Source organism: Candidatus Poriferisodalis sp., from assembly GCF_965204195.1.
GTDB lineage: Bacteria > Actinomycetota > Acidimicrobiia > Acidimicrobiales > Poriferisodalaceae > Poriferisodalis.
The window spans coordinates 2,474,345-2,488,102 of the sequence record NZ_OZ241975.1 but is presented as its reverse complement, the minus strand read 5'-3'; the positions used below and the strand labels follow the sequence as shown (position 1 = coordinate 2,488,102).

Here is a 13,758-nt window from a genome sequence, read left to right as displayed (position 1 = left end):
ACTCGGCGGGCGAATCCGTTCTCGCGTCCAGTTCCCTCGGGTCGCCCTTCGGCCGTTCCGACTATGTGCGCGCGTTGCCGGTGGTGCGCGACGGTTCGTTGTTTTCTCTTGGCGCTGATGACCTGCCCGGCCCGTTCTGGGACGAGCCTTTGCCGCTGCCATCGCAGGCCGGTGGGCCGAGCGGCCAAGTGTTCGACGTATGCGACATTCGGGGCGCATATGTCATCTGGTATGGGTTCGAGCCCTCGGTAAACGCTCTCGCGGAGTTTCAGTCTGATTGGGGCCGCTTGTCTGCAGACTGTCGCATGGAACGCGAGCCCGACGGGCTCTTTGCACGGTATGCGTTAGTCGTCGACTACGTCTCCAGCCCGCTCTTCGAGACGAAGGACGAGGCATTCGCGTGGGGCCGACAATATGCCCGCGAACTACGCGTCGAACAATGGGATTCTCTTCCCTTCGGGATCGAAGCGCGTGGCATCACGGGATACTCAACACATCATCCCTTCATCCAGTTCGCACCGGCGGACACGCCGGTGGGGCGCGTCGAAGTGGTGGCCGGTTCGGTGGACCAACGAGACGGGGTAATCCGCGGGTTGATCCGCAACAGATCCCGCCGTCAATTCGCATACGATGTGCGCGTCACCTATCGGGGCGAGAGCTGGTCATGGCCATTGGCGATGCAGCCCGGTGAGCTGGCCGCGTTCGAGCTGAAGCACGCCGAGACCGACACGACTCTCCAAGTCGACCAGATTGTTGTCAAGGCGCGCCTTAGTGCCGAGGCTGACCTTTCGCGCAATGTGAACTTTAACTGCGGGCACGGACCATTCGAAGCTAACGCGCAAACAGTGCCGATCATGCTGCCTGAGGAAATTCGCTCAGCGCTTCCGTCGAACGGTCGACATACCATCCAGTCCGACTGCGGCAGAATGGGTCTGCGCACTACATCGCACCCAGGACTCCCTCACTACGCGGACGGAGTCAGCGTCGACGTGCTCGCCGCATTCGTCGCATTCTTGGACCAAGAGCGTGTCGTGGAAGTCCTGCGGGTTCCGGTAGCAGCGACCTACATGCACAACAACGAACAAGGCGACGAGATTTGGGCATCCCGCGTCATCACGAGCCTGCCACTGCAACATCCTCATCTACGAGGCTTTGAATACCCCGAACTCACCGTCACCGTTGCAGCTCCCCCGTCAGAGGGCCCGGATCCCTACCAATACCTTGTGTGGATCGGCAGAGCCCATGAATGAGTGCAGGGTCGTTGGTGTTCCGTGGGTCTTGCGCGGCGGCGGTGCTGGGTTCTGCTGTCATGAGCTGTGAGGAGGCTCTATAGCGCCGAGGAGATATTTGGCAAAGTTCCGGCGGCGTGTTATCGACCTGGTCGAGGCTGGCCGGCTGGTGGCAGCGGTCGCGGCGGTGCTGGGTATCAACGGCCAATCGATGTGTACATGGCGCCGCTAAGCGCACATCAACGCCGGGATCGAGCGCGGCGAGGGTGTCCGATTCGTTCATGGTGTCGCCGTCAACTGCCGTGTGCACCGCGGTGCACTGTCTCCTCGACCCTCGACGGGCTCGGATCGTTGTGGGTCACGGTCTCCTGCATCGCTGTGGGCCGCGGCCCCGCCCACCAGCAGGCCGTCCTCACCCCCGCCAGTGCACTGACCTCTATCACAGCGCGCAACCACCAGCGGCGGCGGAGATTGCAATGCAGCAGCGACGCGGCGCGCGTGGTGCGCAGCGCTCAGGGTCGGCGCGCTGTTCCGCTGATCGCGCCGGAAGGGTCGCCGAGCGGCTGGCGACGTACCGGCACCGCGACGCTGGGCTGCACCATCGACGCGGAGTGCATCGAGCATCTCGGCACGCTCGGGGCGGCCACCGTGTCCCGTACCGGCACGCTCGCGGCGGGCTGCACGTCGCTGCGCAAGGGAGACGCCCAGTCGCCGTACTACGCGCTCCGGTACTCCCTGAGCGTGTCAACGGCGTCCACGGCGACGTTCACCGCGTCGTCGTCGGCGGCCGACATGTTCATCTACGTGCTGTCGGGCTCGGCGGGCAGCGTCACCGTGGAGGACTCCGACGACGACTCGGGCACCGACACCGACGCCGAGGTCACCGACGTGCCCCTGGCAGCGGGCATCACGTACACGATCGAGGTGACCACCTCGGTGTCGATCGCCACGGGCGCGTTCACTCTCACCGGCACGATCACGCCCGACGAGCCGCCGGTGGCGATCAGCGGTCTCGCGGATGCTGCGGTGACCGGCAGCGGCATCCTCACTGCCAGCGGCACGTTCACGGTCGAGCCCGCGGATGCGGCCTGCACCGCCACCGCTGCAGGGGTCACCCCCTCGGTGACAAAGACCCGCACACCGGGCGAGCGCACCGTCAGCCTGAGGCTCGCAGCGCCGTTCAGCCACACCGTCACCGTCGCCTGCGACGCCGTGGGCCGCTCGCCCACAACCGCCGAGGTGACCCTGGCAGGGCGCCTGCCGGCGGTGTCGGTAACGGGCCTGGAGGATTCGGCGCCCGCCGATGGCGCGATCTACGCCAGCGACAAGTTCACTGTCAGCCCGGCCGATGCGAGCTGCACCGGCACCGCTGTGGGCCGCGGTGTGGGCACGCCGTGGGTGAGCAGCCTGTCCGCCACGCGCACCGTGCTGGCGCGCGTGTGGGCCGGCGGCGCCGCGACCGTGACGGTCACCTGCACCGCTCCCGACCACAGCCCCGGGGTGGCCAAAGCGGTGTTCTCCGCCGAGCCGCGGCCCCAGATCGGCACCGTCACCGCCAAGTTCGCGCCCAAAGACGCCTGCACTGCAACAGCGGCCCAGGACGCAGACGCCGCTCACAGCTGCACCCTCGCCGAGGACAGCTCGCTCACCGTCACGCTCACCTCCACCGCCGACAGCGCCGCGATCGCCGCGAGCTGGGACACCACTGGCGCAGTCACCGCCGCGCCTGGGAGCGTGCCCGCTGCGACGCCGGTCATCGGCCCCGACAACGCCGCCACCGGCGACTGGCAGCGCACCGCCACCGCCACCTTGGCTTGCACCGACGACGGCGCCGCCACCGCCACGGTCACCGCCGGCCGGCATCCCGCCGACGACACCCACACCACACACATCGGCATCGACTGCGAGACCCCGGTGCGCATCACCAGTCTCGGCGACGCCACCGGTTACAGCGCAGCGGGCACCAAAGCCACGGTCAGCGACGCGTTCACCGTCGAACCCGCCACCGCCGACTGCACCGCCGCGCCCACCGGCACTGTCACTGCCCCCGACACTCGCCGGCCCCAGGACCGGCTGCTCAGCGCACAGGTCACCGTCGGCACCTCCGCCACCGTGACCGTCACGTGCACCAACGACGGCCGCGCCGACGGGGTGGGGGAGGTCGATCTCACAGCCGAGGAGCCGGGCTTGTCGGGGGTTGTCGGCGGGCAGACCTGTGCTGCGGTGTCGCCGGCGCCCGCAGGTGCGGATGCGGGCTACCGGTGTGTGCTGTCTGACGCGCATCGGCTGGTGCTGGCGGTGACGGCTGATGCCAAGGTGCGCGGCATCTCGGTCGGCTGGTCGGCCTCAGGGGGAGCTGCGGTCAGCAGCCGCCGGACCGATGCGGTCGCGGCGGTCGCAGCGCCGAACGGGGAGTTGACCGGCGTATGGCGCCGGGCCGGCTCGGCTGTGCTGGAGTGCTCCGCGGACGGGTCGGTGACGGTCACCGCCAAGGTCGGTTCGGGGCCCAGCGCGGTCACCCATGTGTCGAACGTGAGCGTCGTGTGCGAGGACCAAGGCGCCATTGCCGGCCTGGAGGACGCTGCGGGAGCTGGCACGGGCACGGTGACGGTGTCGCGCGTGTTCACGGTGATGCCGGCCGCCGCGCGGTGCACGGCCGCGTCGGCGTCGAGCGAGCCGAAGGTGACTGCCGGGATCGGCGGCACCCGTACGGTGTCGATGGGTCTCAAGGCGGTTCCGGGTCGGGTGGTTGGGGCGACGGTGAGCGTGGACTGCACCCCGCCGGGCCACGCCCCCGTCACCGCGACCGCCGTCTTCACGGCGAGCTATGTCGATTCCTGCGATGATCCGCTGGGCGCCCTGGCCGACGGTGTCACGACCCGTTCGGGCGCGATCGCGCAGAACCCTGCATGCGTGTCGCCCCAGCGTGTGCGCGACGGCGGCAGCTCCAAGCATTACCCGGCGCGCCGGCATACCTTCACGCTCGTCAACCCCGCCACGGTGCGCATCGACGTCGCCTCGCCGACGCGGCGCGGCCTGGATGCCTATGTGGTGCTGTTGGAGGGGCACTCCCAAGACGGCACCGGCGCCGTGGTGGGCCGCGACAACAACTCAGGGCCCCGCAACGGCGCCCGCCTGACAGGTCTGCGGCTCGCCCCGGGTGACTACACCATCGAGGCCACCACCGCCAAGAAGCGCCGCACCGGCGGCTACGACCTGCGCGTCGACGCCCAGCTCGAGGTGCTCATCTCCAACCTCAACGGCAACCCCCGCGTCGGCACAGGCACCGCCACCGACTATTTCACCGTCCTGCCGGCCGACGCGACCTGCACCTCCAACGTCGGCATTGTCACCGACCCCGGCGGCGGGCGGCGCGTCCTCAGCGCCGAGTTGACCGCGCTGGGCGACACCGACATCACCGTCACCTGCCGGCGCGCCGGCTACGGCACCGCCACCGCCGCCTCCACGCTCACCGCCCTCACCCCCGTCAGCAACGTGACCGTCGAGGCCGCCTCAGGCGGCACCTGCGGGCCCTACCGCGGCACGCTCGATGCTGGTGTGGACCAGGCGTTCGCCTGCACTGTGACCGCAGGCACCCCGCTCACTGTTGACGCGGAAGCCACCGGCTCCTCCAGCCGGATGAAGCTCGTTTGGACGGCGCAGGCCGGTGCCACGGTGATGACGCCCGACGACGGCGACCTCAGCGTCAGTGTGGTCGGCGGCGAGGTGGTGTTCGCCCGGTCCGGTGCTGGCACGGTCACCTGCACCTCCGACGCCGAGGTGACTCTCGACGTGCGGATTGACGGGACGGCCGAGCACACTACGGTGCTCAAGATCGACTGCGAACCCCCCGTGCGGATCACCGACTATGTGCCCGACTCGCGCGACGGGGCCGGCGTGATGACCGGCACGTTCGACGTGGCCCCTGCCACGGCACAGTGCAAGGCACGCCATGCCGGCGGCATCGCCGGGCGGCCGAGCGAGGACGGCACTGGCACGAGCCGCACGGTGTCGGTGACCACGACGGCGACGGGCTGGCTCGACGTCGAGGTCGAGTGCGGGGCGGCCGACTACGCGGCCGCGACTGCCGCGGCGAGGTTCGTGGCGCGTGACGAGTCGAACTGCATGTCGCCGCTGGGCGTTCTGCGCCACGGCACGCGCACGCTCTTGGGCTCTCTGTCGCGCACGAGCTGCCTGTCCCGACAGCGGCTGGCAGGCTCGCAGACGACGTTCCACGCGCACCGCTACACCTTCACGCTCGCCACCTCAGGCTGGGTCAGCGTCGACCTCGAGCCCACCGACACCGGCAACGACGCACTCGACACCTACCTGCTGCTGCTCGACGGGCACGGCTCGGGCGGTGCCGTGCTGCACAGCCACAACAACCTGCACGGCGACGCCACCCAACTTGACGGCATCCGTCTCACCGCCGGCACCTACACCGTCGAGGCCACCACAGCCCTCAGCAACAGCACAGGCGGCTACCGGCTCACCGTCGAAGGCGACTTCGCCGTCCAATCAGACGACCTGCCCGCCACGCTCACCGCGACCGTCGGCCAGACCAGCCGCGTCGAGATCGATTACGCCCCAAGCGACGCTGCTGTGACCGTGCAGTCCGTCAGCCCCCGAGGGTTGAACGCCGCGGTCTCCGCGGGGGACGGCAGCGTCGATGTCGACGTCACACCCGACAAGGCCCTCACCACCACCATCACGCTCGCATTCACCGCGTCCGGGCACACCAGTACAGACACCATCACTGTCACCTCCTACTGCCAGACCGGGTCCCGGCCCGGCCCCGACGGCACCTGCCAACCCCTCACGCCCACACTCGACGCGGGTTGCTTTGCTTCGATGCCGAACGGCCGTGATCTGGGGCGGCGCTGGCGACGGGTCGTGACCCGGGAATTGTATGTGCAGGACTGTGACTCGGTGTCAGTGGCGGGAAGGACGGCCGGCTATTTCCTGTTCGACATCCCGGCGGAAGAAACGTCTCGGTCGAGCTATGGGTTGCAGATCGACTTTATGTTGCCTCCCAATGCCCATCCGATCGGCACGGTGAATCGACCTGGTCCGCGTGCTGTTCTGCCACAGCTGTCTGTGGTCGTGTGGCCCTTGGGCCCGGACGGCGCGACTGCGCTGACCCCGCCGCTTGCCCTCTTCAGGGAGTCAGCGGTCGCTGAGGACGGCCGCGCGCTGCGCTTTGCTGCAGCCGACATTCGGCCGGGCAGCTATCTCATCGAGGCCGCGATGCCACCCGCCAGCCTGCGTTCGCCTCTCACTACAAACAGGTTCACGGTCGCCGCGACAATGCCTTCAGTGGATGAGGCCTACGAGGATGTCAAGAAGCTCGGGAACATCTGGCTTGACGGTGCGGGCTTCACGCTCGAGGAGTTCCTCGATGCCCGCGGTACACGCGACTACGATGCACACCCGATCGAGGCGAACCGGACCGGTCCTGACGATCTGTTTGATCCCAACAGTGAAGAATACCCGTGGCTGTCTTTCGGAGTTGACCGCTGCAGCATTCCCGAAGGAGCCGTGGCCGCGGGTGACGCTGTCGTCGACAGGGTTATGGCTGCGCTACTGCGGGATTTTTGGGGTGTTGTAATTGGCGAGACTGACCGAACAACCTGGGACGAAGCAATCCAATCCCAATGGTTCAGGGACTATCCGCGTTTCAACGGTGCCAAAGTGGCTTTCGTGTACGCGTGCATGCGGCACGATTTCAACTGGAAGAACCTGCACCGAATGACCTGGCTCAACCAGCACACCACGGAACCTGCCATATGGACAGAAGCATCCTCCAAGGAATCAAACGCCCGAATGCTCGCCGATCTACGCCTTCTATGCAACGCGAATCGCGACGGAAACTCGCCGACTTCCGCCTACTTCACGTGGAGAATTCTCACGTTGGACGCTCTCGGGGACTGCCTGCGAACCGCCTTATTCATAAGGACGGCATTGGATCTCGTCCCGGTCAGCTACTCATCCTATGACTGGGGAACGCTATGACTCATAGCTGTATGGAAGCCGTTCGGGCGCGGCCGATGATCTGCCAACCGAAGGGACCGGCTGAACTTCAGCCATCGTTGAAGGAAATCAGGGCATGAACAAAAACCGTGTCGCGCTTGGATCTGCGATCGCAGTGCTTGTGCTGACGCTTGTCGCTATCGGCGCATTCGTCTGGGGGCGCGGCGACAGCGTGGATTTACGAAGTCTCAACGACGCCGAGTTTCGCGAATATGCAGACGAAGTGGTCGGGGTCGATGAGGTGATTGAGGAGTATCTCCATTCTGGCCAGGTATTCGCGCGATTCCGAACCATCGAAGAACGCTATACACACGACGACGAGCAGACGAGATGGCTCAACGAGGATGCCTCGGATACGGAGCGAAACCGCTGGTTCTATGCAGAGGCTCTTGTTCTGCAGATCATTGCCGCCAAGGAAGATATGCCGAAGGAAATCGGGCCCGGCGGAAAGCTTGAAACTGCGCACTTCGATGCTATGCGAGCGTGTGCCGAGGATCACGGCTGGCCAGCCGACGTGCTGGACGACCGCCCGTGGGACAATCCGGCGCGTGACGAGGCGCAGACTGGACCTCGGCGCGAGGAATACTTGGATCTGCGCCATGAGTGTGCGCAGTGGGCCGAGTCCTATCCGACACTGGATGCTATTGAACGCGACAGTCTCTTGGCGTTAAGAGACGAGCACTACCGGAAGGCGATAAAGGACTTCATGGTCGCTAACCCTGACATTGTCATCCCCCGTCTCGATCCCTCGGAATGCACCGCTGAATTCTTGCCTGAATGCGCACCGGCAGCGTCTCGGTGAGATTGTGATGAGCGGCTGCCCTCACTGTGCTCGACGACGTAACTGGTGCAAGCAGAGGGCGGCGATCATTCCGCAGGAAGATCGCGGGAACATGCATAAGTAGCTGAATATGGAACGCATGCTGCGACCTTCGGTCCTGTCAGGGTTGGTCGTCGTTGGGTCACTGGCGGCAATCCTGTTCGTAATGTTCTGGGGGGCCCACTACATCCAGAAGTCTGATGAGTGTGATGAAGCGATCGACTCGCTCAGGGGCGCAGTAGCTTCCACGGGGAAGCATTTGAACGATTTCCTGTTGACGATTCCGCTCTCGCTTGATTCAGGGGATTTCGGCGATGTCCAGCGGTCAGCTGGCAATGTGAACCGTTACATGACCGGCGCGGATTCCTACAGCGCGAGCGACCGAGTCGACCCATGGTTGCCTCGGGCGCTGGAGGGTTTACGAGGTTGCGAGGGCAATCTCGAGTCGCGCGGGGTGGCGGACAGTGCGGAACAGGCCTACCTTCTCGCCAGGGCAGACGTCCTTGAATCCGTCCGGATCATTTCGACGAGGCCTCTGCCATGGTTCCGAGCTGCGGTTGAGGCCGAACCTTGGCAGCGTTGCCGGGCTGAGTTTCTTGCCGTGAAGATCGACGTCGCCAAGGCAATTCACTCATCGACCGCGATGGGGCACGCAATGTTGGATGAGAACTTTAGCGCTGCCGAAGAGAGTGCGCGCCGATGGAGAACCTCGAAGGCGGCTGTCGATTCGTCATACAGGGGCGTGTCTTCGTGTCTTCGGGCTTTGGCACCTACGCCGGCGGGCAGCGAATTCCTGGCTCGTGTCGACGAGGGGCGACTCGCGGAACGAGCGGCGGTGGAACACATTCCGCACGCACTCGAGGCGCTGAGACACCTCATCGAGGTCGCTGAGCAATGAGAGCTGCTGCACCGATTGGTGATCCACGCTTGCCCGGCGCGGCCGATCCCTTATGGCCTGCCGGGGTGGACGCGGATGGTGACCGTCTCGGCGGCCGTGTCGTTCCAGCCCTGGCCGAGGCGGCTGAATGCAGTCGAGAGATGCGCGATGAACCAGCAAGCTCCGCCGATCTGCAGGACAGTCAGAACTGATCGAGGAGGGAGCGCTAGGAGGATCGCACTGACCGCGACCGTCGCAGCGCCGACGGGCAGAAGCTGGCGAATAAGCGCTTGGGATAGCTCAGGCAAGCGGCCGTTCTCGACTCTCACAGTCCGAATGCCACTCGCCCGTTCGCCCAACGACTGACCTCGTTTGGCGATGCGGCGCGCTCCGTACCACGCGGCCAGCCCTGGAGATGTCACCCACATGGCCCACAGAATGATCTTCAGGTTGGTCAACCACTCAGAGTCCGCAGAGCCGATGTCATAGGTGATGAATTGCGGTATGTGGACAATCAAGGCGACAACGCTCACAATCGCGGCGGCGGTCACAGGTATCAGCAGGTCAATCACGGCCGCTCCGAGTCTGCGTCCGACATCTGCTGCTACGACGATGTCACCGTTCACGAGCGACACCCGCGAACCGAGACTCTCGGTTTCCCAGCCCGCCGGCTGCATACCGGTCACAGCATCAACGTACCCACGCCCGCTGGCCGCTGCGCGGTGCACGGCTCGCCGACAGCGGTTTCGATCGAAAACAGCTCCGCCGCGCTGATCACCCGCGGCACGCTAGCCACCGTGTGGCTGAGGCCGGCCGTATCTCCATTCGGTTTTCAAGGGCCGAGGGCGGTGATGGGGATGACGGATACGCCGTCTGGGCGTTGGTAGGCGTAGCCGCCGGTGGCGGTGATCACGGCGAGGGCTTGGAGTCGGTTTCGCACGGTGTGGGCGACGCGTTCTGCGAGCTTGGTGAGTGATGTGGCCGCGTGTTCGATGGCTTGTTCGCCGCCCAGCTTGACCTCGAATGCTGCCCAGGCGCCGTCGCTGAGTTCGACGATGGCGTCGGCTTCGAGGCCGGTCTCGTCGCGGTAGTGCCCGATGCGGCCGCGTAGCGGTTCGGCGTAGACGCGCAGGTCGCGCAGCGCGAGCGATTCGAAGAGCAGGCCGAAGGCCTCGAGATCGTCGAGCAGGCGTTCGGGGCCTGCCCGCAGCACGGCGCACGCCAGCGCGGGGTCGGCGAGTTGGCGTACGGGTGCGGAGCGCAGAGCGACTCTGGATCTCATGCGCGGCGACCACGCAGGGACGTCTTCGACGACGAACACTCGCTCGAGGGCAGAGAGGTAGCTCGTGACAGTCTTGGGGTCGAGGTCGGCGCCGTCGGTGTCGCGAGCCAGGGTGCGGAGCGCGGCTCGGGTCGAGATGTTGCGGGCCAGCGACTGCAGCAGCCGGCTGACGCGGACAGGGTCGCGAGCAATGCCGTCGACACGGGCGAGGTCGACCCGGCTGATCTCCTCAAGATAGAGCCCCAAGAAGTGCTGTGCATCGTCGGCGGGCATCCCCAGCGTCTGCGGAAAGCCGCCCCGAACTGTCCATTCGGCTATTTCGCTGAGGGTGCGCGTGGTTGTCTGGGCTCGAGGGGCCGAGCCATCGAGGATCTTCTTCATCGACACGGCTCCATCAGACAAGCCCGACTCGAACAGCGACATGGGCCGCAGCCGCACACGCCCGATTCGCCCGGCGCCGGAGTGGCGCGTGATGTCGTCGGCCGGGCTTGCCGAGCCGGTCAGGATGAACTGCCCGGCGGCGCGCCGGACATCGCTGGCACGCCTTACTGCGTTCCAGATGCCGGGAGCGAGCTGCCATTCGTCGATCAGCCGGGGCGTGTCGCCGTCGAGGATCGACCCGGGCTCCACCAGCGCTGAGCGGCGTGCGTTGGGAACCTCGTCGAGGGACACCTCGCTGGCCGCGAACTGCCGGGCGCTGGTGGTCTTGCCGCATCCGCGAGGCCCTTCGAGCACGACGGTCGGCACCAGGCGCAGCAGGCGCTCTATCTCGGCGTCGACGACCCGCGGCAAGTAGCCGGCGAACTGATCGCCGACGTCATCTGAGTTCTCGGCGTCCACAGGCTTCAGCGTACGTGGTGAGAAGCGCCTGATGGACGTTTTGGGGAGATTCCAATGGATAATTTAGGAACAATTCGATGGATGTTCTGGGACACTCTCAGTGCCGTATTGCCAGATTTTGGGAAGCTGGGACCAGCGGGGACGAACAGCAGCCGCCAGCGCAGGCTGGAGGGCCGTCGAGAAATCAAGGCGAGGGCGGGGGAGGGCAGGGGTACCCTCAGCGCGGTGTTGAAGCGGCTTGACCTGCGGCGCAGAGGCCAGACAGCGCGTGATGACTTGGCTGACCTGTTGCCGCGCCCTCAGGTGGGTGACGCGGTGCCGGCCGAGATTGTCCGTGAGCTGATTGCCGAGGTCCGGGGTGGCGGCGATGCGGCTGTTCGGGAGCTCACCGCTCGGTTCGATGGTGTCGATGTCGCCGACACACGGGTGCCGATCTCGGAGCTGTCGGCAGCGTGGAAGGGCCTGTCGCCCGGCTTGCGCTCGGCGATGGAGACCGCCCATCGCCGCATCCTGGAGTTTCACTGGGCCGAAGCCGCAGCGGGTCACACCTATGAGCGTGATGGCGTCACTGTGCGCTCGGTCAGCCAGCCGGTGGATCGGGCCGGCATCTACGTGCCGGGCGGCCTGGCTGCCTACCCGTCCACTGTGTTGATGACCGTGCTGGTTGCCCGCGCTGCCGGCGTCGACGACATCGTGCTCTGCTCGCCGCCTGATCCCGACGGCGACCTCGCCGCACCTGTGCTGGCAGCCGCGCACTTGTGCGGAGTTGCTGAGGTGCACCGCGTGGGCGGCGTGCAAGCTGTCGCGGCGCTCGCATACGGCACCGAGACGATCCGGCCCGCCGATGTCGTGGCCGGGCCCGGAAATGCCTGGGTGGCCACCGCCAAGCAGCTCGTGGCCGGTGACGTGGGCGTGGCCTCGGCGTTCGCCGGACCGTCGGAAATCGTGGTGATCGCCGACGCGACCTGCCCGCCGGCCGCGGCCGCAACCGATGTGGTGTTGCAGGCCGAGCACGGCCCTGGCGGGCGCGCTTGGCTGGTCACGTGGGATGAAGGCTGCGCCGACGCCGTCTGTGATGCCATCGGCCAGATCGTCGACCTGTCGCCTCGCCGCGACGAGACGCTGGCCACGCTGGAGGCTGACGGATTCGTGTGCCTCGTGGATGGGCCGGCGCAGGCTGCCGACGTTGCCAACTTCGTCGCACCCGAGCACCTCCAGCTCATGTGCGACGGTGCCGAAGAGCTCGTCAGCAGCATCCGTCATGCTGGCGCCGTCTTCATCGGGCCCTGGGCACCCGCATCGGTCGGCGACTACGTGGCGGGGCCCTCGCATGTGCTGCCCACCGCCGGCACGGCCCGCTTCGCCGGAGCGCTCACCACCGACGACTTCACCAAGCGAATGCACGTCGTCGACGTGAGCGAAGCTGGCTTCGATCAGCTCGCACCGGCGGTGGCCGAGCTGGCCGAGGCCGAGGGCCTGTGGGCGCACGCCGCCTCAGTGTCGCGCCGCAAGGAGTGGACCACCACAGGAGTGCGGCCGTGAAGCCCGCAGTGCGTGACGACCTGCGCCTGCTCGACGGCTACCACTCGCCCCAGATCGACGTGGAGGTGCGGCTCAACACCAATGAGGCGCCGGTGGGGCCGCCGCAGGAATTCGCCGAAGCCCTTGCTGCCGAGCTGCGCAGCGTCGAATGGCACCGCTACCCGGACCGTACGGCCGCTGCGCTGCGGGCCGATCTTGCCAAGCTGGCCGGCACCGATGCCGAGCGGATTTTCGTGGCCAACGGCTCCAACGAGGTGCTGCAGACGCTGTGCCTCACCTACGGAGGGGCAGGTCGCAGCGTCGCGACATTCGAGCCCACCTATGCGATGTACGGACAGATTGCGCGCAGCACGCAATGCGCTGTCGTGGAAGGCGAACGCCACGCCGACGGCAGCGTGAGCGTGTACGAGCTGGAGCGAGTGATCGAGCGGCACCAGCCGTCGATCGTGTTCCTGTGCTCGCCGAACAATCCCACCGGCACGCCCGAGCGCCTCGAAGTGCTCAGGCGGGCGCTGGAGATCGCACCCGGTCTCGTGGTGGTCGACGAGGCCTACGGGCAGTTCGCCGACTGGAGCGCCGTCGACCTGTGCGACAGTGCAGGAGGCCCCGGCAACCTGGTCGTGACGCGCACCTACTCGAAGACGTGGGCGATGGCCGGGGCGCGGCTGGGCTACGCCGTCATTCCGGCGGGCATGGCCGCAGAGTTCGAGAAGGTGGTGCTTCCGTACCACGTCGACACGTTCAAGCAGATCGCCGGACGGGTGGCGTTGCGCTTCACCGATGACATGGAACAGCGGGTCGCGGCGATCGTGTCCGAGCGAGAGCGGATCGAGGCCGCGCTGAGCGGGATGGGTCTCGATGTCTGGCGCTCGCAGTCCAACTTCATCCTGTTCCGCACGACGGCCAGCGGGCACAGCGGCGACGGCATCTGGCAGGCGCTCGTGGATCGATCGGTGCTCGTGCGGAACTGCTCGGGATGGCCCCGACTGGCCGATTGCCTGCGTGTGACAGTGGGAACCCCGCCCGAGAATGATCGCTTCCTTGAGGCGCTGGCTGAGATTGTCTCGTGAACATGCGATGGCGGGGGTGCGAAACCTGCGTCGGGGCCGCAGGCTGATGTGGCCGAATCTGAAACACC

Annotated in this window: 9 protein-coding genes; 7 read left to right on the top strand and 2 right to left on the bottom strand. The window is 66.5% G+C overall.

Translation table 11 applies throughout. The annotated features are described in order from the left end of the window. The first annotated feature begins 83 nt into the window (after positions 1-83). The 5 genes from ACOGI8_RS11105 (at position 84) to ACOGI8_RS11085 (ending at position 8,977) form a co-directional block, all read left to right on the top strand. Positions 84-1,250: a hypothetical protein gene (locus ACOGI8_RS11105; protein ID WP_419853864.1), complete on the top strand. Its 1,167-nt coding sequence runs from the start codon at positions 84-86 to the stop codon at positions 1,248-1,250. Between the two features lie 97 nt (positions 1,251-1,347). Next, positions 1,348-1,461: a hypothetical protein gene (locus tag ACOGI8_RS11100; RefSeq protein ID WP_419853863.1), complete on the top strand. Its 114-nt coding sequence runs from the start codon at positions 1,348-1,350 to the stop codon at positions 1,459-1,461. A gap of 266 nt (positions 1,462-1,727) precedes the next feature. Continuing rightward, entirely contained in the window at positions 1,728-7,241 is a 5,514-nt protein-coding gene (locus ACOGI8_RS11095; protein WP_419853862.1) for a hypothetical protein, read from the top strand. Between the two features lie 94 nt (positions 7,242-7,335). Then, positions 7,336-8,061: a hypothetical protein gene (locus tag ACOGI8_RS11090; protein ID WP_419853861.1), complete on the top strand. Its 726-nt coding sequence runs from the start codon at positions 7,336-7,338 to the stop codon at positions 8,059-8,061. Positions 8,062-8,170: 109 nt separating this feature from the next. Further along, positions 8,171-8,977, top strand: a complete 807-nt coding sequence (locus tag ACOGI8_RS11085) for a hypothetical protein (RefSeq protein WP_419853860.1) — start codon at positions 8,171-8,173, stop codon at positions 8,975-8,977. Between the two features lie 50 nt (positions 8,978-9,027). Here ACOGI8_RS11085 and ACOGI8_RS11080 read toward each other — a convergent pair whose 3' ends face one another. Both ACOGI8_RS11080 and ACOGI8_RS11075 read right to left on the bottom strand, forming a co-directional pair. After that, on the bottom strand, positions 9,028-9,633 hold the full coding sequence (locus ACOGI8_RS11080) for an RDD family protein (RefSeq protein ID WP_419856402.1): 606 nt from the start codon (positions 9,631-9,633) through the stop codon (positions 9,028-9,030). A gap of 155 nt (positions 9,634-9,788) precedes the next feature. Beyond that, positions 9,789-11,078, bottom strand: a complete 1,290-nt coding sequence (locus tag ACOGI8_RS11075; protein ID WP_419853859.1) for an ATP-binding protein — start codon at positions 11,076-11,078, stop codon at positions 9,789-9,791. A gap of 225 nt (positions 11,079-11,303) precedes the next feature. On the opposite strand from ACOGI8_RS11075, the gene hisD reads away from it, so the two are divergent. Together hisD and hisC are read left to right on the top strand one after the other, a co-directional pair. Beyond that, positions 11,304-12,620: a histidinol dehydrogenase gene (gene hisD / locus ACOGI8_RS11070; RefSeq protein WP_419853858.1), complete on the top strand. Its 1,317-nt coding sequence runs from the start codon at positions 11,304-11,306 to the stop codon at positions 12,618-12,620. Next, positions 12,617-13,690, top strand: a complete 1,074-nt coding sequence (gene hisC / locus ACOGI8_RS11065; protein WP_419853857.1) for a histidinol-phosphate transaminase — start codon at positions 12,617-12,619, stop codon at positions 13,688-13,690. Before hisD ends, hisC begins: the two co-directional genes overlap by 4 nt. Positions 13,691-13,758 lie beyond the last annotated feature (68 nt).